Annotated in this window: 19 protein-coding genes and 1 pseudogene; 8 read left to right on the top strand and 12 right to left on the bottom strand. The window is 63.1% G+C overall.

What is annotated here, in order from left to right; all coding sequences use genetic code 11:
• Positions 1-250 precede the first annotated feature (250 nt).
• Positions 251-1,915: a carboxylesterase/lipase family protein gene (locus tag MF607_RS01030; protein ID WP_347340849.1), complete on the top strand. Its 1,665-nt coding sequence runs from the start codon at positions 251-253 to the stop codon at positions 1,913-1,915.
• A gap of 25 nt (positions 1,916-1,940) precedes the next feature.
• The gene (locus tag MF607_RS01025; RefSeq protein ID WP_242115544.1) at positions 1,941-4,289 is read left to right on the top strand and encodes a glycoside hydrolase family 3 N-terminal domain-containing protein; all 2,349 of its coding nucleotides are present in this window, start codon (positions 1,941-1,943) and stop codon (positions 4,287-4,289) included.
• A gap of 18 nt (positions 4,290-4,307) precedes the next feature.
• Here MF607_RS01025 and MF607_RS01020 read toward each other — a convergent pair whose 3' ends face one another.
• On the bottom strand, positions 4,308-4,871 hold the full coding sequence (locus tag MF607_RS01020) for a putative antibiotic biosynthesis monooxygenase (protein WP_242115543.1): 564 nt from the start codon (positions 4,869-4,871) through the stop codon (positions 4,308-4,310).
• Between the two features lie 208 nt (positions 4,872-5,079).
• Positions 5,080-5,433: an HIRAN domain-containing protein gene (locus MF607_RS01015; RefSeq protein ID WP_242115542.1), complete on the bottom strand. Its 354-nt coding sequence runs from the start codon at positions 5,431-5,433 to the stop codon at positions 5,080-5,082.
• 110 nt (positions 5,434-5,543) lie between these two features.
• Here MF607_RS01015 and MF607_RS01010 point away from each other — a divergent pair, with 110 nt between their 5' ends.
• Both MF607_RS01010 and MF607_RS01005 read left to right on the top strand, forming a co-directional pair.
• Entirely contained in the window at positions 5,544-5,729 is a 186-nt protein-coding gene (locus MF607_RS01010; RefSeq protein ID WP_242115541.1) for a hypothetical protein, read from the top strand.
• Positions 5,726-5,896, top strand: coding sequence for a hypothetical protein (locus MF607_RS01005; protein ID WP_242115540.1), 171 nt, complete (start codon positions 5,726-5,728; stop codon positions 5,894-5,896). The genes MF607_RS01010 and MF607_RS01005 overlap by 4 nt, the downstream gene beginning before the upstream one ends.
• 109 nt (positions 5,897-6,005) lie before the next feature.
• Here MF607_RS01005 and MF607_RS01000 read toward each other — a convergent pair whose 3' ends face one another.
• The 3 genes from MF607_RS01000 to MF607_RS00995 form a co-directional block, all read right to left on the bottom strand.
• The gene (locus MF607_RS01000; protein WP_242115539.1) at positions 6,006-6,752 is read right to left on the bottom strand and encodes an acyltransferase family protein; all 747 of its coding nucleotides are present in this window, start codon (positions 6,750-6,752) and stop codon (positions 6,006-6,008) included.
• The gene (locus tag MF607_RS23010; RefSeq protein WP_431311886.1) at positions 6,682-7,089 is read right to left on the bottom strand and encodes an acyltransferase family protein; all 408 of its coding nucleotides are present in this window, start codon (positions 7,087-7,089) and stop codon (positions 6,682-6,684) included. Before MF607_RS23010 ends, MF607_RS01000 begins: the two co-directional genes overlap by 71 nt.
• A gap of 262 nt (positions 7,090-7,351) precedes the next feature.
• A complete protein-coding gene (locus MF607_RS00995; RefSeq protein WP_277925638.1) occupies positions 7,352-8,407 on the bottom strand; it encodes a mannose-1-phosphate guanylyltransferase/mannose-6-phosphate isomerase in 1,056 nt (351 codons plus the stop codon).
• Positions 8,408-8,569: 162 nt separating this feature from the next.
• Between MF607_RS00995 and MF607_RS00990 the strand changes: the two are divergent.
• The 4 genes and pseudogenes from MF607_RS00990 to MF607_RS00975 all read left to right on the top strand — a co-directional run bounded on the left by MF607_RS00990 (position 8,570) and on the right by MF607_RS00975 (position 11,410).
• Positions 8,570-9,530 (top strand): annotated as a pseudogene (locus MF607_RS00990) (IS481 family transposase).
• A gap of 221 nt (positions 9,531-9,751) precedes the next feature.
• Positions 9,752-9,952, top strand: a complete 201-nt coding sequence (locus MF607_RS00985) for a hypothetical protein (RefSeq protein WP_242115537.1) — start codon at positions 9,752-9,754, stop codon at positions 9,950-9,952.
• On the top strand, positions 9,949-10,359 hold the full coding sequence (locus tag MF607_RS00980) for a hypothetical protein (protein ID WP_242115536.1): 411 nt from the start codon (positions 9,949-9,951) through the stop codon (positions 10,357-10,359). Before MF607_RS00985 ends, MF607_RS00980 begins: the two co-directional genes overlap by 4 nt.
• Positions 10,360-10,408: 49 nt before the next feature.
• Positions 10,409-11,410 (top strand): glycosyltransferase, encoded by a 1,002-nt coding sequence (locus MF607_RS00975; protein ID WP_242115535.1) that lies wholly within the window; start codon positions 10,409-10,411, stop codon positions 11,408-11,410.
• Between the two features lie 484 nt (positions 11,411-11,894).
• Here MF607_RS00975 and MF607_RS00970 read toward each other — a convergent pair whose 3' ends face one another.
• From MF607_RS00970 to MF607_RS00940, 7 genes are all read right to left on the bottom strand, one after another.
• Entirely contained in the window at positions 11,895-12,299 is a 405-nt protein-coding gene (locus tag MF607_RS00970; RefSeq protein WP_242115534.1) for a hypothetical protein, read from the bottom strand.
• Positions 12,293-12,517 (bottom strand): hypothetical protein, encoded by a 225-nt coding sequence (locus MF607_RS00965; RefSeq protein WP_242115533.1) that lies wholly within the window; start codon positions 12,515-12,517, stop codon positions 12,293-12,295. The genes MF607_RS00970 and MF607_RS00965 overlap by 7 nt, the downstream gene beginning before the upstream one ends.
• Complete coding sequence (locus MF607_RS00960; protein ID WP_242115532.1) at positions 12,514-13,026, bottom strand: TIGR02594 family protein; 513 nt, start codon at positions 13,024-13,026, stop codon at positions 12,514-12,516. Before MF607_RS00960 ends, MF607_RS00965 begins: the two co-directional genes overlap by 4 nt.
• A gap of 113 nt (positions 13,027-13,139) precedes the next feature.
• Positions 13,140-13,586, bottom strand: a complete 447-nt coding sequence (locus MF607_RS00955; RefSeq protein WP_242115531.1) for a hypothetical protein — start codon at positions 13,584-13,586, stop codon at positions 13,140-13,142.
• Positions 13,583-14,119: a hypothetical protein gene (locus MF607_RS00950; RefSeq protein ID WP_242115530.1), complete on the bottom strand. Its 537-nt coding sequence runs from the start codon at positions 14,117-14,119 to the stop codon at positions 13,583-13,585. The genes MF607_RS00955 and MF607_RS00950 overlap by 4 nt, the downstream gene beginning before the upstream one ends.
• 63 nt (positions 14,120-14,182) lie before the next feature.
• The gene (locus tag MF607_RS00945) at positions 14,183-14,782 is read right to left on the bottom strand and encodes a hypothetical protein (protein WP_242115529.1); all 600 of its coding nucleotides are present in this window, start codon (positions 14,780-14,782) and stop codon (positions 14,183-14,185) included.
• The gene (locus MF607_RS00940; protein WP_242115528.1) at positions 14,779-19,377 is read right to left on the bottom strand and encodes a collagen-like domain-containing protein; all 4,599 of its coding nucleotides are present in this window, start codon (positions 19,375-19,377) and stop codon (positions 14,779-14,781) included. The genes MF607_RS00945 and MF607_RS00940 overlap by 4 nt, the downstream gene beginning before the upstream one ends.
• Between the last annotated feature and the right edge of the window lie 195 nt (positions 19,378-19,572).

The following is a 19,572-nucleotide window of genomic DNA, read 5'->3' as shown; positions in this document are numbered from 1 at the left end:
CCCGCAGCACCGGCGCTTGCGCCCCCCGTCCATCGCTCCATTGCCGGATACGATAAGGTAACCCGGACCGCGTCCGATATCCGTCCGCCCCGGATCGGCTCTGTGCGGAGCGCAGCGGCTGCTGCCGGCGCCCCGGAATTGCCGGCGCCGCTCGAATCGTGGGCAAGAGTAAGCGTGCCGCCTTCCGCGCCGATCGTAACACGGCTTCACGCTGCTTCCCGCACCCCCATAGCCTGAGGAATTCGCACCGATGCCCCGCGCCACCATCGCCCTCGTCATCGCCACCGCGCTGGCCGCCATTCCTGCCAGCGCCCAGCCCGCCGGCCCGACGATCCGCACCGACAACGGTGCCGTCCGTGGGCAGGTCGCCGACGGCGTTGAAAGCTGGAAGGGTATCCCCTTTGCCGCCCCGCCGGTCGGGCCGCTGCGCTGGCGCGCGCCGCAACCGGCGGCGAAATGGACCGGGGTGCGCGACGCCACGCAGTACAGTTCCGACTGCATGCAAAAACCCTTCCCCAGCGACGCCGCCCCGCTCGGTACCACCCCGGCCGAGGACTGCCTCTACGCCAATGTCTGGCGGCCGGCGGGCGCCAAGGGCAAGCTGCCGGTGCTGGTCTGGATCTATGGCGGCGGCTTCGTGAACGGTGGCGCCTCGCCGCCGACCTATGCCGGCGCGAACATGGCGAAGAAGGGCGTGGTCTTCGTCAGCTTCAACTACCGCGTCGGTCGTTTCGGCACCTTCGCGCTGCCGCAACTGACCGCTGCGAACGCCGATGGCGGACGGCTGGGCAATTACGGGATCATGGACCAGGTCGCGGCACTGCAATGGGTCAAGCGCAACATCGCGGTGTTCGGCGGCGATCCGGCGAACGTGACCATTTCCGGCGAGAGTGCCGGCGGGATCTCGGTCCATGCGCTGATCACCTCTCCCGAGGCGAAGGGGTTGTTCAACAAGGCGGTGGTGATGTCGGGCGGCGATGCCAAGGCGTTCACCGGCAACACGCTGGCGGACGTGGAGAAGATCGGCGGCAATTTCGCCCGGACCAAGGGCATCGATCCCGCCGCGCCCGACGCGCTGCAACGGTTGCGCGCGCTGTCGGCCGAAGACGTGCTCGACGGGCTGAACATGGCGCAGATGTCCGGCCGCAATGGCGCCCCGCCGACCAATTCGGGGCCGTTCGTCGACGGCAAGGTCGTGGTCGATGTCCGCAAGGCCTATGAACAGGACCGCTTCGCCCGGATGCCGATGATGATCGGGGCGACCAGCGCCGATATCGGCGGCAAGAGCGGCTTCATGATCGCCGGCGGGCGCGAGGCATCGGCGATGATCGCCGACAAGGGCGTGCCGGTCTGGGGCTATCGCTTTTCCTATGTCGCGGACTCGATCGGACAGGGCGGGGCGCAGCACGCGACCGACATCCCCTATTTCTTCGACAACACCGCAATCAAATATGGCGCGCAGACGACCGCAAAGGACGAGGGCGTGGGCGAGGCGATGAGCAGCTATCTCGCCAATTTCGTGAAGCGCGGCGATCCGAACGGCGGCACGCTGCCGACATGGCCGCGCTATACCCGCGCCAACGACACGCTCGCCGACTTCGCCGCCGACGGCAAGGTAGTGGTCGCGCGCGATCCGTGGGGCGCGGATATCGACCGGCTGTCGCAGGCATTGGCGGCGGCCAAGGCGTCGGGGCGCTATACCACCCTGACGACGCCGATCGGCGAACTGCTCGACAATCCCGCGACGCGGGCGGTCCTCGAACGGCATGTCCCAGCCTTCCTCAAGAACCCGCAGCTCGACATGGCGCGCGGCACGACGCTGTACGGCTTGCAGACCTATCTGCCCGACCAGTTCACCGACCAATTGCTGGCGACGATCGACCGCGACCTCACTGCCGTTCCGGTCAAGAAGTGAGATGGCGAACGGGGAGAGGATCATAATGCACAGGATGATGATGGCCGCCGGGGCATTGGCGCTGGCGGCGGGGGTAGTTGCAGCCAGCGCTCCGCTTGCCGCGCGACAGGCGGGGACGGCGACGCAACCATGGATGAACGCGCGGTTGCGTGCCGAACAGCGCGCCGACCTGCTGCTGCGCGCGATGACGCTGGAGGAAAAGGCGGGGCAGGTCTCGCAGCAATTCATGTTCGGCGCGCTCGAACAGTTTGCGCCGATCGTGAAGAGCGGCAAGGTCGGGTCGCTGCTCTTCGTCACCGATCCCGCCGTCATCAACCGGCTGCAACGGGTGGCGGTCGAAGAGACCCGGCTGAAGGTTCCGCTGATCTTCGGCTATGACGTCATCCACGGGTTTCGCACGATCTTCCCGGTGCCGATCGCCAATGCCGCGTCATGGGACCCGGCGGGCGTCGAGCGGGCGCAGGCGGTCGCCGCAGCCGAGGCGCGCGCGGTCGGCATACACTGGGCGTTCGCGCCGATGGTCGATATCGCCCGCGACCCCCGCTGGGGCCGGATCGTCGAGGGGGCGGGCGAGGACCCGTTCCTCGGATCGGCGATGGCGCAGGCGCAGGTGAAGGGGTTTCAGGGGGCGGCGATCGGTGCGCCCGGCCATATCGTCTCCGGCCCCAAGCACTTTGCCGGCTATGCCGCGGCGGAGGGCGGACGCGATTACGACAGCGTCTATCTGTCGGATTCGCAGTTCTATAACGTCATCCTGCCGCCCTTCGCGGCGGCGGTGCAGGCGGGGGCGGGCAATGTCATGAGCGCCTATATGGACCTGAACGACGTGCCCGCCGTCGGCAACAAATGGCTGCTGACCGACGTGCTGCGCGACCAGATGGGTTTCGACGGCTGGGTCGTGTCCGACGCAAACGGCACCAAGAATCAGGTGATCCAGCATTTTGCCCGCGACGAGGCCGATGCGGCGGTGCGCAGCATCGATGCCGGCAACGACATGGAAATGTCGTTCGGCCCGGCCGCGTCGGCCGAAACGCTGGCGGCGTCGGTACGTGCTGGCAGGCTGAAGGAAGCGGTACTCGACCGCGCGGTCCGCCGTATCCTCATCGGCAAGTTCCGCATGGGGTTGTTCGAGCGCCCCTATGTCGACGAGGCACAGGCCAGGGTAACGCTTGCCGACCCCGCCCATCGCCGCGAAGCGCAGGCGGCGGCCGAGCGTTCGTTCGTGCTGCTGAAGAATGAGGGCAATGCCCTGCCGCTGGTGGCCGGCGCGCACAAGCGCGTCGCGGTGATCGGCGCGATGGCCAATTCGAAGCGCGACATGCTCGGCCCCTGGGCATTCCAGTATGACCTGCCCGAAACGGTGACGGTATTCGAGGGCGTTCGCGACCGGCTCGGAACAACCGCGACCGTCGAGACCGCGCCGGGCGTTCAGCTGAAACGCAACGTACCGTCGATGTTCGAAGCGATCACCATTCCCGGTGCCGCCAAGCCCGAACCGCGCTGGGACGCAGCGCGTGCCGCCAGCGAGTTCGACCGCGCGGTGGCGCTGGCGAAGCGCTCCGACCTGATCGTGCTGACGCTGGGCGAGGCGGAGGATATGAGCGGCGAGGGGGCGTCGCGCTCCGACCTCAAGCTGCCGGGCGACCAGTTGCGCCTGTTCGAGGCAATGCTGGCGACCGGCAAGCCCGTGCGGGTGGTGACGATGAGCGGCCGTCCGCTCGAACTGGGGGCGGTGCTCGAGCGCGCGCCTGCGGTCCTCCACGCCTGGTATGGCGGTACGCGCGGCGGCACCGCGATCGCCCGCACGCTGTTCGGCGACGTCAATCCCGGCGGCAAGCTGCCGGTGACCTGGCCGCGCACCGTCGGGCAGGTGCCGATCTATTATGCGCACAATATGACCCATGCGCCGAAGGATCAGGGCAAGCGCTATTGGGACATCCCGTCGACGCCGCAATTCCCGTTCGGCTACGGCCTGAGCTACACGACGTTCGAGATCGGCGCGCCGGTGCTCGACAGCGCGACCATGGCCCCCGGCGGGCGGGTCGTCGTATCGGTGCCGGTGACCAATCGCGGCACCCGCCCCGGCGACGAAGTGGTCCAGCTCTATATCCACCAGCAATCGGGCAGGGCATCGCGCCCCGTGCGCGAGTTAAAAGGCTTCGAACGCGTGTCGCTGCGTCCCGGCGAGCAGCGGACGGTCCGCTTCGAACTGAACGAACGCAGCCTACAATATTGGAGCACCGCCGCGAAAGGCTGGGTGATCGATCCCGGCACGTTCGACCTGTGGGTCGGGTCGAGTTCGGAAGGCGGCATCCACGCCACCTTCAGCGTGGGCGGCGCACCGCGGGCGGGCAAGGGCTTCCGGCCCGACTGACCCGACCTGCCGTGCGGATCATTCGGCCGGCGACGTCTGCAGCCGGCCGGACCCGTCCTGCAACAGCCAGAAACGGGTATAGCGCTGCAGCCGCGGCAGGATGATCCATTGCAGCGTCGCCGTCAGGATCAGCGACGACGGCACAAGCTGGAACGGCAGCGGCACGTCGGTCAGCACCATCCGCACGACGCTGCTGACCAGCAGCAGCACGGGGAACACCGCCAGCCACGTCGTCACGAACCGCTTCCATTTGCTCGCACTCGCATCGCTCGGCACCTCGAAGACCACCCGGTTGCCGCTGTCGATCTGGCGCAGCGCGGTCGAGAAGCCATCGGCGATCGCGGCATGCGCCATCACCGCGTCGCTGTGCTGCCACGCCTCGGCAGCGGCGACGTCATCGAAGCGGAACAGCAAATGCTGGAACCCGGCAGTCTGTCCCAGCCGGATCGCCGCGCGATAGCCCGGCGCGGCGCTCGCCAGAACGTTCAGCCGCTGGACCCAGCGTTCGAAATCCTGCTCATGCCCCGCACGGATCGCACGGCTGGTAATGACGGTTGCGGTTGCATCGGGATCGAGTGGCATGGCGCCCAGAACGTGCGATCCTGCCGTCGCGTTGCGCCCGACCGCCGTACCGAAGCCGCCATTGGCGGAAGAGGTGGCCGGTGAATTGAGCGGATAACGTGTTCATATTGCGTCACATTTTATGACGCTTGCTTCAAAATACCACGGATCATACCACGCAAATGAAATTTACTCCGCCGGACTCGGATTGAGCATACCACAGGCGGTCTCATGCGGAAGGCAATTCGGGTTCCTCACCGTCCATGTTCAGTCGCATGACGAGGCCGAGTGGCGAACCGGGCAGGGCGGCACCCTTCACGCGCTCGACGATCGCGTTAACCGGCTGGCCGCGATCCATCTTACTGCCGATCCATATCGCCCGGACCCGTGCCAGATAGCCGACGCGAATACCGCGGCTGGTGAAGATCGCGACCGCCATCGGATCGTGCTCGTTCAGCGGTTCGCGGATCAGGTTAAGTTCGTCGCCGGGGGTCAGCAGCGCCAGTTCGGCTTGCCGGCTTGTGCCGTCCTCGTTGTCGTGCCGCTCTCCGCACGCCGGTAACCGAAAGTCATTCCACCCCATACGCCTCGACTCGACATTAGAACATAGGGGGAACATAATCAGTGGCAGATGACGATTCGGTCAAGCGGAGGAATGGTATGCAAACCGAAACGGATGCGTTTGGAACGTGGATGCTGCTGCAGACCGGTGCACCCGGCGCGCTGGGCGATCTGGTCGCCGCAGCGGCAAAGGACCGGGCATTCCCGCGCAATGGCACCGCCGAAGACGTGCGGCGCTACCTGTCGAAGAACATGGCCCCCGGCGAGATGATTGACGCAGTCGACGATGCCGAGGCCGACTGGAGGAACCTGCAATGACCGCGTGGGATCAGGCGTTCGAACTTCTGTCGACCGCGTGCCTCGGTCGGGCTGCGCAAATCGTCACGACTGGCGCGCACGCATCAAAGGATCGCCACGAACTGGCGAACTGGCAGCGGCTGGCTGACTGCCTGAACGCCATTCATGAGAACAGGACGCTGCAATGACCGACGCCACCAACGTCGCTGTGATGCCAATGCGCGGGTTCGTGCAAAACGGCTTGCTACTAACCCCGCCAAGCGGACGGCAATCGTGTCTACCTTCGTCGCTCGGCGTTCACGCGCGTGTGGATGCGTTCTCCCGCGATTGAACAAGTCCCAGCCATTCTGACACATGGCGCTTGTACACGCGCTTCGGCCGCTCCGCGATTAGCGCCAAGCCATAGCAAATAGCGATGACGATCAGCACCGCGAAGGTGCCATCCAGCCGGCTTTGGGTAACAGTCGGCCAAATCGCAGCAACTGCTAGCATGACAGGAACGTGTGTAGCGTAGAGGGTAAAGCTACCATTCGCGAACCAACCGATTTCTGTAGTAATCGGCTTTGGTAGCGATCGAGTTGAGCGCGTCGCTAACGCGAAGCCAGCAATATTGAGCGCCGTCAATAGGGAAATACTGAAATAGTATGCGGCACCCCCTAGAAGGTCGCCAGTTGTCTCTGGCAGATATATTCGGATGAAAGCGGGTCGCCATGGGCCAAACTTAAGTGCAGCATACGAAAGCATCGATCCCACAAACAACGACGCTCCAAGTGCTAAGCGTTGTCTAGTCATGCAACGAACGACATTATATGTCGCGACGCCGAGCAACCATAGCGACAGGTAAATGGCAATTTTGGGGCCAAAAACCGCAAACCAAGCAACGATCGCGACTATGCGCAGAGGCCCTCGGACGAACAGAAATAACCCGAATAGTAGATAGTAGGGGATCTCAAAGCCTAGCGACCATAGCGGCTCATTGGAGCCGAACGTGACGTGCGAGAACCAAGCTTCGTTTGTGAAAGTTAGAACACCAGTGGCGGACAAGAAACCATGGTTTAATTCGGCATATCCAACGGGTGCAAAATAGGACCCTACTGCATCCGCTATCTTGGTAACTAGTACAGCCAGTATGATGACGGGGGTAAATGCGCGCTACACGTGCGGCGGCGTAGGCTCGCCAAGTCGTCTCGTTACGGTCGACGGTAACAAAACGGATCACGAAGCCCGACAGAACGAAAAAGACCGCTACGGCTTCGGGCCCGTGTGCGGCAAGCCGCCAAGGCAGGGCGGGGAAAAGAATACCCCTAGCGTGACTAAGCACCACAGCAACTGCCGCGGCGAAGCGCAGAACCTCGAGGTATATTGATAGATTTCGGTGCAACGTCCCGTCCCCCAATCGTTCTGGCTATGGCCTAGGAACCTTATACCAAGACTGTAATAGTATAGAATACTATATTATTTTTACTTGTCGTGGGCGTAAGTAACTTGACGTTCGCTATCCCCATCGGCGGCGGCAAAACGACCGGAGTAGCCCATCGGCCGCGGAGCCGATGGGGCGTTCAGCAACGAGCAGTGCAATCGGACAAGCTAGGGACGTACACCGTTGCCGGTCTCAGCTTTGCTGATCCCTATCGTTAGGTCCTTCAGTTGCTCGTCAAAATTTTCAGAAGCCGCTTGACCTCCTGCGACCGGCCACGCGGCAGGATGAGCAGGTCGTTGCCGCTGGCGACGACGATCAGGTCGCTGACCCCGACCATCGCGACCCGCACCCCGTCCGACCGGACGAGGCAGCCGGTCGCGTCGAGCAGCGTTACGTCGCCGCCGGTCGCATTATGGGCATCGTCGCGGTCGCTGATCGCGTGCAGCGCGTCCCAGCTGCCGACATCGCTCCACCCCATCGCCACCGGCGCGACCGCGACCCGGTCGTCGCGCTCCATCACCGCATAGTCGATCGAGTCGGACGGGCTGGCGGCAAAGGCGTCGGCGTCGGGGCGGATGCAATTGCCGTCGCGTTGCGCCCGGTCCATCGCGCCCTGCGCCGCGTCCAGCATCGCCGGCACGAACCGGCCGATCGCACCCAGGAAACGGTCGGCGCGGAACAGGAAGATGCCGCCATTCCATGCATGGTCGCCCGATGCGAGCATCGCCTGCGCCGCGTCGAGCGGCGGCTTCTCGACGAAGCGGTCGACGCGGTGGACCCCCTCGGTCAGCGGCGCGCCGACCTTGATCCAGCCATAGCCGGTCTCGGGCGCGTCGGGGGCGATGCCGAACGTCACCATCCAGCCATCCTCGACCAGCGGCAGCGCGCGGTCGATCGCGGCGCGGAAGGCGTCGAGGTCGTGAATGACATGGTCCGACGGCATGACCAGCAACGGCGCGTCGCCGCCACCCGCCGCGATCGCCGCCAGCGCGATGGCGGGGGCGGTGTTGCGGCCCATCGGTTCGAGGATGATCGCCTGCGGGTCCGAACCGATGGCGGAAAGCTGTTCGGCGACGGCATCGGCATGGGCGGCATTGGCGACGACGATCGGCGCGGCAAAGCCGTCGCCCGCGGCGCGGCGCGCGGTCAGCTGCAACATCGTCTCGGCGGCGGTCAGGGCCAGGAACTGCTTGGGCCGTTCGGGACGCGACATCGGCCACAGACGGGTGCCCGCCCCCCCGGACAGAATGACGGGGACAATGTCGGACGAAACGGGCATGGATAGGTTCTCCGAAAGGATCGAGTGGCAAATCCGGTGCAACCGGGCAGACGCATGTTGCAGCACAGCAGCATGCGTTTGCCCGGTTGCACTTAAACATGCTAGGTGTTTGATCCCACGGTTTGATGGTGCGATCCTTTCGTTGGAATGGAAGGAAGCCGTATGGGACAGGTTCGTCACGGGAGCGCCACGACCACGCACGCCGTCCGAGCAGCAATACAGCTTGTCGCAAGCTTCGCTCGCGACGCTGAGCCGCGAGTTGGGGATCAACCCCAAGACTGTCGCGAAGTGGCGCAAGAGAGTAACGGTCGAGGATCTGAAGACCGGGCCCAAGGCCCCTCATTCGACCACCCTGACTGAAGCCGAGGAGGCGATGGTTGTGGCGTTCCGGCGCCACACGCTGCTGCCGCTCGACGACTGCCTCTACGCCCTGCAGCCATCGATCCCGCACCTGACACGCTCAGCGCTGCATCGGTGCCTGCAGCGGCACGGCATCTCACGGTTACCGGATATCGAGGGCGACAAGCCGAAGCGGCAGCGCTTCAAGCGCTACCCCATCGGCTTCTTCCATATGGACATCGCGGAGGTGCAGACCGCCGAGGGGAAGCTGTACCTGTTCGTTGGCATCGATCGCACCAGCAAGTTCGCGGTCACCCAGCTGGTAGACAAGGCTGACAGGCGAACGGCGTGGGAGTTCCTTGAGCACCTGCTGAAAGCCGTGCCCTATCGGATCCACACCATCTTGACTGATAATGGCATCCAGTTTGCCGAACAGCCGCGCAACCGAAACACCGCCTGGTCGCGTCAGATGCGCTTCGACATGATCTGCGAGGCCAACGACATCGAACACCGCCTCACGAAACCCAACCACCCGTGGACGAACGGTCAGGTCGAGCGGATGAACCGCACGATCAATGAGGCGACCGTCAAACGCTTTCACTACGAGAGCCACAACCAGCTCCGGACGCACCTCTCCGACTTCATGGCCGCCTACAACTTCGCCCGCCGGCTCAAGACACTCAGCGGCCTCACGCCCTACGAATACATCGCCAAGATCTGGACGTCAGAGCCAGACCGGTTCATCGTCAACCCGATCCACCATATGCCGGGACTAAACACCTAGTGAACCTTTGTGCTAGCGGGCGACTTACGCGAATCACCGGTTTTCCGCGTAGGGGGTATCATGAAACTGCCTTTCGTTCGATGTCGTCGATACGAGGATGACCTCCTCGAAGCTGATCGGAAAATTAACCAGCTGAGGCATGCCGCATCCATATATCGTGAAGAACGAGATAGACTAAGGGCCACTTTACAAGCACTCATTTCGGAAGGGGTTGAACCGAGATGATCTACGTGGTTTCAGTTCTATTAGTATTGGGGAACGTGGCACTTACCCTCGCTACCCTGGTATTTATTTGGACCAGCGATAAAGAGTTTGCTCACATTAATGCCAGCCTTTTTAAAGGAAACATAGCTGGAGCGGTTTGGACGATCGTCGGTATCGTCCTGTGCTTTCTACCAGTCTTCATTGAGACCGGTGCATGATACTAGACGACCGCCAAAAAAAAATGGGTTTTGATTTATCTGAACTTGTCATAGCGATTCAATCAGCAACCTCGAACACTCAAGGCAGTCCGCTCGACGCTACCCTGACCCAAAACATCGCTCAAACTGTACTCGATCTCTTTTATAGTAAAATCGTCGTGTCTGAATACAGTGGTGATCAGGCCCCACTTGTTCTAACGGACGACGATGTCCGGATCTTACTTCAGAAGCGGATGGCCGCAGCCGGCGGTCTGGTCAAGTGGGCGAAAGCGAATGAATTACCTATAAGCAGGGTTAGTGAGTTCAACACCGGTCGGAGGCCGGCATCACTTGCAATTCTTGTCGCGCTTGGCCTCACACGAGCCATTGTTCCATTAAATAGCGGTAGTAGTGCAACGCATACATAACCGAGTTTCTTACCAGCGATCCCGCCTAGATGCTTCGATTGGACCACGAATGCAAAACCAGAACGTATCTATTTCACCGTCGCAGATTTCAAATAACCCCTTCGTCCAAAATTTTGCTGACGCAGTGCGAGAGACTGGCCGCATCGTTGTTGATGCCGATTGGAACATGAAAGAGCTTCGAAAGTGCGATGTTGCGATTCTTCATTGGCCGGACTATTTTTTTGATGATTCCAAAATAGCCCTTGGACGCCGCCGCTTACTTAAATTGATGCTTGCGCGCCGATTGTTCGACACAAAATTCGTTTGGGTTGTGCATAACTTGAAGCCTCACGCTCGTACTAATCCTTCTAAGTTAGAGCGCCGCTTCCTTCGGGAGCTGGATGGCGTAATTCATCTATCGCACGAAGGAAAAGGTAAAGCGGACGGTTTGTACCCGGAACTTGCAGACAAAACCAACATTGTGACTGTGCACGGTAATTTTCTTCCGAACTCCGAGCCGTTTATTTCAACGAGACCAGTGTCCTTTGAAAAGATAGACGTTCTGACATTCGGAGCGATCAAACCGTACAAGAATCTGGAAGCGTTCATTTCCGCGCTAGTTGACCTCGGCGACCCAACAGTCCGAGGTGAAATCTATGGCAAGGCTGTAGATACCAAATACGTTGCGGAATTACATCGATTAGTTTCGAATGCGGACGTAAAGATCGACGCGCCGTCGACGTCATTTTCTGATCGGGACATGGAACGCCGAATAGATGCAGCCGATCTAATCGTACTCCCTTACCGTGACATCTTGAACAGCGGGTCCGCGTTCCTAGCCCTGTCTAGGTACCGACCTATTGTAGCCCCCCGGCTCGGCGCGCTTCCAGAGTTGCAGCGCGCGGTAGGAACCGAATGGGTGTACCTCTTCGATGGTGAATTGGACGCTACAACGCTTGCTGACGCGGTTCGCTGGTACAGGCGGCGTGAAGTTTGGACCAAACCGGACATGAGTTCATACGATTGGGAACGGGTAAGTGGCGATCTTGACCGTCTACTGCAACAAATCTAAATAAGCCTTAACACGTTAGCAACTACTAACGTGTGACCATGCGCTATGACTTTTTGAATGAAATTCTAAACATTGCCCGCGCTCGAGGGAAACCTCAGGTAGATTTTTTTCTGTCTTGCAACTTCTTTTTACCAAAGGGCGAACCGTAATGATTGGAATACCCGGCAAAGGCGGTCGCATAGGGCGGTCGGGTTCTAAGCCGGTAATTACCGGTGTAAAACTGGTACGCCACACCGTTCTAATACCTCCCGCGACGAAAGCTGCGATGGTAGCTGCGGGACCGGACGAGGTTCGTGGCGTCCTCATGGACGCATTTCGTGAACCCGAGGATTAGTCTCGTCACGCTGGACAGTCGTCCCGCAACGGCTGACCGGTTGAAACCAGCACCGCGCATTGCAAACGAACGAGCTGAGCACGGATGCCGCCGGCAACGTCCAGCATGTCCAGCTGCGACCCCAACGCCGCTGCGCCGTCCTGCCCGCCGTCAGCGCTGCGGCGGGGCTGGGGCAGGGTCGCCGGCCGGGCGAGCAGGTTCGCCGGGATCGTCGCCGTTGGCGATGGCGGTCGCGCGGTCGAGGAGACGCACCCCGTCAGCATCAACGCAGACATTGCGATACACAGGGCGCTCGGTGACGGTGTTCGTCTCACGGTAGATCTCCCGGACCTTCTCTTGCCTGTCGGTTTCCTTGGCCGCACCAGCCGTCTCGCCGGTAGCGACGTTCGTCTCGCGCTTGTCGCGTTCGGCCTTCACCGCCCGCTCGACCGCCGCCTGCTTCCCGTCGGCGATAGCGCGCCCGTCGCGCCGGCCAGCGATGTAGGCGGCGGCGAGCAGCGCGACGGCCACGATGGCGCCGATCAACGCGAGGTAGGGGCGGATCGCGCTCAACATGCGCGCACCCGCCGCGCGAGCAGCTTCGCCGACCAGATCGTGCCGACCACGATCGCGATCACCAGCACGACCAGCAGCACCGGACCCCACATCAACGGGAACAGGATGAAGATGTAGAGCGGCACCCGGTCAATCTCGTAGCGGGCGGTGACGTGGACATGCAGCAGCCAACCGACGACGACCGCCGCGCCGATCGCGTACAGCGCAGCGTAGATCATGCCTCGTTCCGCGACAGCGGCACCCCGGCGCGTGAAGCCATTCGCACCGGACCGCCAGCGAATGCGATGCCGGTCGGCCAGCGCGCGGCGACGCAACGCGCCCTCTCGATCCGCGCAACGGTCACGTTGTCGGACTGGTTGCCGCCGAGGACGTGATAGGCGGTGTCATCCTCGCCGACGTAGAAGCCGACGTGGCCGCCGCCCGGCCGCTGGAACACAAGGATCGCGCCGGGGGCAAAACCGTGGAAGGCAAGCGGCTGGCCGTAATTCGCCCAGGCTGAAGCACGGACCGCGATCGGTGCCGTCGGCAGGCCAGCTTCCTGCATACAGGCGGCGACGAAGACGCCGCACCACGGGACGCTGTCCGCGTTGTAGGCAATGCCGAGCGCCTTCGTGCCCAGCCGCTTCGCCCAGCCCATAATGGTCGGGTTGTTCGCCGGACCGGGCGCCTCTCGGGTGCCAAGTTTCGCGCGCGCAGCCTTCAGCCACGCCGGGTCTGCCGTCGTCATGTCCCATTCCTTCGGTACGGTTGGTGTTCATCCGGGGTACAGTCCGCCCCGCTAGGCCGGATTGGCGTTCTCCCAGGACGCCGTCGCCCCCTCGCTTCGGCGAGGGGGTGGCATTACTCGACCTTGTCGAGATCGCTCCGCAGGCGGGTGATCGCCTGCTCGTCGCTTTCGGGCGGTGCGGCTGGCGCCTGCGCCAAGCCTTTAAGGAACTGGTCGAACGCACCCCGCGCAGCGATCAGAAACTGGCTCTTCCCGATCCCGATCAGCCCGTAGCCGATGCCGGCGATGGTCATGGCGCTGATAGCGGACGGTAGTAGGCTGAGCGAGTGCGCCTGCGTCCATAGCGCTGCAATGACGCAGCACAGGAAGGTGACCGCCGCGTCGAAAAAGACCTGCCGGCGACCCTTCGTGTTGAGGAAGATGCACAGCCGGGTGATGAGCACCATTGTGATGCTGACCACGAACGGGCCGGCTTCGAACCGATAGCCCAGGCCGAATACGTCCCAGACAACCGGGATAGGGACCGCCGCCGCCGCCCCCAGCGCCGACTGGAGTTTCACCGGAGGATCACGGCCGCGCCAGCCGCGAAGAAGCTCAGCACGATTATGCCGGCCGCGCGGGCAAGGGTTGGCCATCGCGACCACATATCCACGGGCAGGGGAGCTTTGCGCAGCTGGTGCTCGACGCCCGGCTCGCCGAGCATCACGATCCCCATCCATGTCATACCAGCCGCCACCGCGATCGGGTCGATCCAGCGTTTCGCCATCGCGACGCGGGCGAAGGTCGTCGGATCGTTCGGCGCCCAGCCCCACAGATACATCGCTTCCGCTCCGCAGCGCAGCGTCAGGCCGACGCCAGCCAGCACGGTTATCATCCGATAGAGGCTGACGGGGTGCAGGGGGTGATCGAACCGCCGCTGCCCCCAGATGCGGCTCAGCTGCCGGCCGACCAGCATCGCGCCGAGAAACATCGCCGCCGTCATCAGGAAGAGGTTGAAGAGGAACAGGCTTGCGCCGTCGTTGAACGAAGGCGGGGCCAGCGACGGCGGCGCGTTCGCGACCGTCTGCGCGACCAGGCTGTTCTCGGCGCTCATAGGGACGCGCACCAGCGCGCCCGGCGGGGCGTGTTCATATTGGCAGTCCTTTCGTGGGTCAGGTCAGGCGGGCCAGACGACCCCGGCCGCCGCTGCGCGCTTGGAGGCAACGGTGGTAGCAGCGCGGATGTCGGCGCAGACCTTCGCCTCCCGTGCGCTTATCTTGGTGATCACGTCAGCCCGCGTCATGCCGGCCTCGAACCGGGCCAGCGCAGCGGTGATGGTATCGCCGAACACTGCGCTATCCGCGAGCGCATGGGCGAACCGGGTCTGACGGGTGGCAAGCGGCAACAGGTTGATCGCGGCAAGGATCGCACCGACGTTCGAACCGAGCGACTTCGACGCCAGCACCTCCGCCCTCTTCTCCGCATACTCAGCTTTCTTCATGCCCCCCGGCGTCGCCATGGTCATCTTGCGACGCTCGGCCTCTTCCTTGATCGACGCGATCAACTGCGCCTCGACCAGCGCCGCCGAATCCTCCCATGCCTTCGTGACGGGATTGAACCGCTGCGTCATCTGATCGCCGGACTTCGGCACGGTGTAGAACCGATGGGTCGAAGCGGTCGGCCATCCGACCTGCGCCGGCGTCTTGCCCTCCGGCACCAGCAACTGCGCCAGCACCGTGCCGGCGGCGTCGGTTACGGTAACGCTTGCCGCTGTCATTCGCCGATCCTCATGAACCCGTCGACATACTGCGCGCTGCCGTTGCCCGAATGCTTTCGCAACATCAGCGCGAACTCAAAGGCCTGTCCGCCCGGCAGGTTGACCGAACTTGGATAGTTCAGTTCCCCTTGCTCGTATTCCTGCGTCGAGCGGGACCACTGCGCTATCGTGCCTGACACCTCGCTAATGAGATCGGACCACGCCGCACCCGACCCCACCGGCCGATGGACGATCTTCGCAGCGGCCGCGTAGGTCCGAAAGGCAAAGCTCTGGTTCTCGAGCACGCTGTATTCGAGATAAATTTCGATCGGCAGGACGCCGTTGGCGGGCACACCGACCGTCACAATCTTGCCGCTTGGCCCCGACAGATAGGACGTGTTGTTCGGGTCGCCGTTGTACCCGCGCTGCGTCACGCCGGTGGCCGTTTGCGGCGGTGGCGCGTCGAGACTGCGACTGATCGAAATACGCTTGGGCGCGACGACGTTCACGCCGCCCTGCGATGCCGACACCTCGACATAGCCGTCGGCATCGGCGGTCGTGATCGACACCACGCCATTGGCATAACTGGCCGCGATGCCGGTCGAGGTGCTGATGCCAATTGCGACAGCGCCGATCGCGTCGGTTGTCCCTTGCTTGACCGACACCGCCACGTTGCGCGGCAGCTGGCCCGGCTTCGTCACGCCGGCATACGTTGCGTTCAGGACGATCGCTGCGCTACCGAGGTCGAGCGCGAACGGTGACACCCCGTTCGCGCCGTCCGCCCCCCGGCTTAGCGACCAGACATAGGCCGCCGGGTCTTGAATGTCGGCAACCTGATAGTCGGTCCGCAAGCCGATGTACCGTCGGTTCAGCGCCTGCGCGTCGTCGGTCGTGAAGTCGACCGAGCCATCGGGGGCGTTAGCATAAGCCGTGTGGACGTACGGCGTTCGCCCATCAGCGCCGGGAGCGCCGGGCAAGCCGTTGTTGCCGTCCAGCCCGCGCAGCCGCGTCCAGCGGTACGAATCCGGGTTGCCGCTGTCCGGCTCGCTATAGTCAACGTAGATGCCGACGAAGGATCGCCCCTCGGCAGCGCCCGTCGTGAAGTTCGCATGACCGTCCGAACTGTCGGCATAGGCGTAATGGACATACGACGTCCGACCGTCAGCGCCGTTCGTGCCGTCTCGCCCGTTCTGTCCATTGGTGCCGTTCGTGCCGGGGATGCCGTCGAGACCGTCCTTGCCCGCCGTCCCGGCTGACCCGAATGTGATCGAGTTGAGCCGCGTACCGGGACCACCCGCTAGGGCCGCATCGAAGTAGAAGGTCAGGTCGGCCGGAACTGCAACCTCCCGGTAGGTGAAGCCGTTGTAAATGTAGCTGATCGTCTTGTTGTTATAGACAACCTGAAACGTGCCGAAGCCAAAACCAACGATATCTGCGGCAACGTGATTTCCGCTTTCGAAAATGTAGGCATGCCCGTTGCTGTGCAGATACCAGCAATAATCGATGGTATCGTAGCTGTCGTTGGTCGCTGGGTCCGTGTTGAGGCCAGCCATGATGTCGACGCCAGACGCCTGCCCCGGCACGAAACCACATTGCGCACCGCGCCGATAGCCTTCGGTCGAATACCCGCCGCCCGTGCCCCAGCCGCCGCTGCCTTGTTTCACCAGCGCATTGCCGGCGACGAACGTATCCCCGCTACCCGTCAACCCGAACGCAGGCGGACCCTTGTACGGGGTCCAGGTGTAGGCGTTGGGATCGGGACTGTCGGCCGCAACAAAGTCGGTATAGGTGCCGATGTAGGCCCGGCCGCCCGGCTGATCGACGGTGAAGTTGACCTGCCCGTTCGGTGTGTCAGCATAAGCATAGTGCGTGTAGCTGGTTCGACCATCAGCACCATTCACGCCCGGCGCGCCGTCCGTACCGTTGCGACCATCTGCCCCGTTAGCGCCCGCTGTTCCAGCCGATCGGAAGTCGACACCCACCACGCGGCTGCCCGGACCAGCTATTGAACTGTCGAAGTAGAACAGGCGGTTCGCTGTGGTTGGCACCTCCCGGTATACCGCGCCGTTGCATAGGTAGCGCACCGCCGTTCCGTCGTAGGCGACTTGGAAAACGAAGCTGTCGTCGTATCCAACAAACGGCTCGGCAACCAGTGCGCCGCTTTCAAAGATGCCAACCGCGCCGTTTCTGGCCAGATACCAAGCATAATCTAAGCTCGTGTAGCTGGCGTCGGCGGCCGGGTCGGCATTCAGGCCGACCATTACCAAAATGTCGGCGCTCCCAGGGCGGAAGGATGCTGTGGCAGCACCTCGATAGCCAACGGTGGAATAGGCATCACTGTCCCACGCTTCCGCCCCGCCGGACTTGATGACTTGATCGCCCGCAACGACACATTGGCCGCGTGACGTCATACCGAACGCCGGACCGCGATACGGCGTCCAAGCGTAATAGACCCAGCTATCCGGCTCGGTTGCCGAAGTGCCAGTGGCGAACCCGACATATGCCCGCCCGTCTGGCGCGCCGGTCGTGAAATCTACCGAGCCATCCGGTGAATTGGCATAGGCGAAGTACGGGTAATAGGTGGTTCCGTCGGCTCCCTTGACGCCCGGCACGCCGTCGACACCGTCCTTGCCGTCAGCGCCAGCCTTGCCAGCGGCGGCGAAGGTGATCGCATCGAGCCGCGTGCCAGGGTTGCCGGCCAGCGCCGCGTCGAAATAGAACAGGGCGTCCGCGGGCGCGGCGATCGTCCGCACGGTGACCCCGCCTTTGATGTAGCGGACGAACGCGCCGTCGTAGATGATCTGGAATACGTCGGACGTCGCGTACTCGCCGATCAACGCGATACCGGCGCCACTCTCGTAAATCCGGCAGATGCCATCCTCGGCCAGCCACCACGCGTAATCGATCGTATTGAAGCTGTCGTTCGCGGCGGGGTCGCTGTTCAGCCCCGCCATGATGTTCGCTACGGTCGTCTGTCCAGCGCTGAAGCTGCACTGCGCCCCGCCGCGCCAGCCTTCGGTGGAATAACCGCCGCCGGTATCCCAGCCGCCGTTACGATTCTTGATGAGAGCATTTCCGCTGACGTTGGTATCGCCGCTTCCCGTCAGGCCGAATGCTGCCGGCCCCTTATAGGCAGACCACACATAAGCGGCAGGATCGGGGCTGTCGGCCGCAGTGAAGTCGGTATAGGTGCCCTGCCACCCCCTGCCCCCGGGCAGGCCGACCGCGAAATTGACCTGACCGTCCGGGCTGTCGGCATAGGCGAAGTGAACGTACGAAGTCTTCCCGTCCAGCCCGGCTTCGCCCGGAGCACCATCGGTTCCGTTCAGCCCATCCCGGCCATCCCGGCCGTCGCGGCCATCCTTGCCGTCGACACCGTCGCGGCCGGGCAAGCCATCGCCGAACGGCTTGACCTTGGCGGCTTCGCTCAGCCCCTCGATCTGCAACGATAGCTTGCTGGTCGTCTCGCCGACCTCGATCGAGAAGTCCTTGAAGAACCCGTAGATCGAAAGCGCGTCGGTACCCTCGTCGGCGATCCACAGCGACGGGAGCGCGCGAACGGTGGCGATCCGCTCGAACACCAAATCAAGCGCGTCGGTCCGCAACATCGTCCGCGCCGCCATGCGTTTCGCCCACGCGCGCGGGACGATCGTCACATCGCCGAAGTCGTCGGTATCCGTGCGACTATAGTCGGTGATTTCCGCGGTCGGGCTGTTCTCGGTCACGCCGAGCGCGACGATGCGCCCGAACAGCAACGTGCCGACTTCGACCGTGCCCGATCCGGTGACGGTGACCGCGATGTCCCCGCCCGGCAGGCCGTCGAAAATGATCGTGCCGTCGGCGGCGCGCTGCTGGTCGTAGCCTGTGCCCTGCACCCGAACCGTGGCGCCGATGACGTCGAGCACCGCGAGCGCGGTTGCGTTCGACGACGACAGGGTCACGACGATGCTGCCAGCCGCCGTGGTCGCACTGCCGAGCGCCTGATCGAACATCGCGAACCTGTTGGTCGCCCCCGTATCAAGCCATTGTGTCGACGAAACCGGGTCGTTGCCGGTATTGCCGTCGATGAGGCTTTCGTAGACCCGGTGCCCGACGACAACGCGCGCGCCCTTGGCATAGGTGCCGCCGGCCGACCATGCCGGCGCGTCATCTTCCGGTACCGAACTGGCGCGCAGGACGGCGTCGGTGATGGTGACCGGCTGCAACAGGCGGAAGGTCGACGCACCATCGACGGCGGGGTCGCTGCCGTTATCGGGATAGTCGAGCGTCTCGGCGAAGCCATCGACCGTCAGCGTGCAGAAGCTGCACGGCTGCGATGCGATATCGATCGAAAAGTCCTTGTACCGGCCGACGACGGAAAGTGCGCGGAACCGATCGTCCGCGATCCACGTCGCCTGCGTGGCGCGCAGATCGGCAAGCCGGGCGTGCAGTGCGTCGACATCGCCGAACGGTACCGCGAACCGCAGCGACAGCTTCCGGGAGAACCCCCGCTTCGTCACCGAGGTGACGCCAAAGTCGTCTGTTACCCGGCGGCTGTAATCGGCGATGCCGACCGTCGGCGTCGTCTCGGTGATGCCGAGGTCGACAGGCGGCAGGCCGGGAACAGCGACGATCATGAACCAACCCGATCATTCAAGTATGGCCGCAGCCGCCACCGAGCGCTACGCAACGCATAGTTCATGGAGATACCTCAATGTCTGAAGAACCCGACCGCCCGTTTCGGAAAGTTGTCCCGGTCGCGAACGCTGAGCAGCAGCGGAGACAGAACGAACTTCTTGAAGCGATTCTGGCCGAGTTGCAGGCAATCCGGC

The sequence above is a fragment of the Sphingomonas lacusdianchii genome, assembly GCF_022664395.1.
In the GTDB taxonomy this organism is placed as follows: domain Bacteria; phylum Pseudomonadota; class Alphaproteobacteria; order Sphingomonadales; family Sphingomonadaceae; genus Sphingomonas; species Sphingomonas lacusdianchii.
This window is presented reverse-complemented; position numbering and strand designations above follow the sequence as displayed.

Coding starts and splice junctions, on each gene's coding strand:
- MF607_RS01030 (WP_347340849.1), top strand. CDS start 251: ATGCCCCGCGCCACCATCGCCCTCGTCATCGCCACCGCGCTGGCCGCC.
- MF607_RS01025 (WP_242115544.1), top strand. CDS start 1,941: ATGCACAGGATGATGATGGCCGCCGGGGCATTGGCGCTGGCGGCGGGG.
- MF607_RS01020 (WP_242115543.1), bottom strand. CDS start 4,871: ATGCCACTCGATCCCGATGCAACCGCAACCGTCATTACCAGCCGTGCG.
- MF607_RS01015 (WP_242115542.1), bottom strand. CDS start 5,433: ATGGGGTGGAATGACTTTCGGTTACCGGCGTGCGGAGAGCGGCACGAC.
- MF607_RS01010 (WP_242115541.1), top strand. CDS start 5,544: ATGCTGCTGCAGACCGGTGCACCCGGCGCGCTGGGCGATCTGGTCGCC.
- MF607_RS01005 (WP_242115540.1), top strand. CDS start 5,726: ATGACCGCGTGGGATCAGGCGTTCGAACTTCTGTCGACCGCGTGCCTC.
- MF607_RS00995 (WP_277925638.1), bottom strand. CDS start 8,407: ATGCCCGTTTCGTCCGACATTGTCCCCGTCATTCTGTCCGGGGGGGCG.
- MF607_RS00985 (WP_242115537.1), top strand. CDS start 9,752: ATGATCTACGTGGTTTCAGTTCTATTAGTATTGGGGAACGTGGCACTT.
- MF607_RS00980 (WP_242115536.1), top strand. CDS start 9,949: ATGATACTAGACGACCGCCAAAAAAAAATGGGTTTTGATTTATCTGAA.
- MF607_RS00975 (WP_242115535.1), top strand. CDS start 10,409: ATGCAAAACCAGAACGTATCTATTTCACCGTCGCAGATTTCAAATAAC.
- MF607_RS00970 (WP_242115534.1), bottom strand. CDS start 12,299: ATGTTGAGCGCGATCCGCCCCTACCTCGCGTTGATCGGCGCCATCGTG.
- MF607_RS00965 (WP_242115533.1), bottom strand. CDS start 12,517: ATGATCTACGCTGCGCTGTACGCGATCGGCGCGGCGGTCGTCGTCGGT.
- MF607_RS00960 (WP_242115532.1), bottom strand. CDS start 13,026: ATGACGACGGCAGACCCGGCGTGGCTGAAGGCTGCGCGCGCGAAACTT.
- MF607_RS00950 (WP_242115530.1), bottom strand. CDS start 14,119: ATGAGCGCCGAGAACAGCCTGGTCGCGCAGACGGTCGCGAACGCGCCG.
- MF607_RS00945 (WP_242115529.1), bottom strand. CDS start 14,782: ATGACAGCGGCAAGCGTTACCGTAACCGACGCCGCCGGCACGGTGCTG.
- MF607_RS00940 (WP_242115528.1), bottom strand. CDS start 19,377: ATGATCGTCGCTGTTCCCGGCCTGCCGCCTGTCGACCTCGGCATCACC.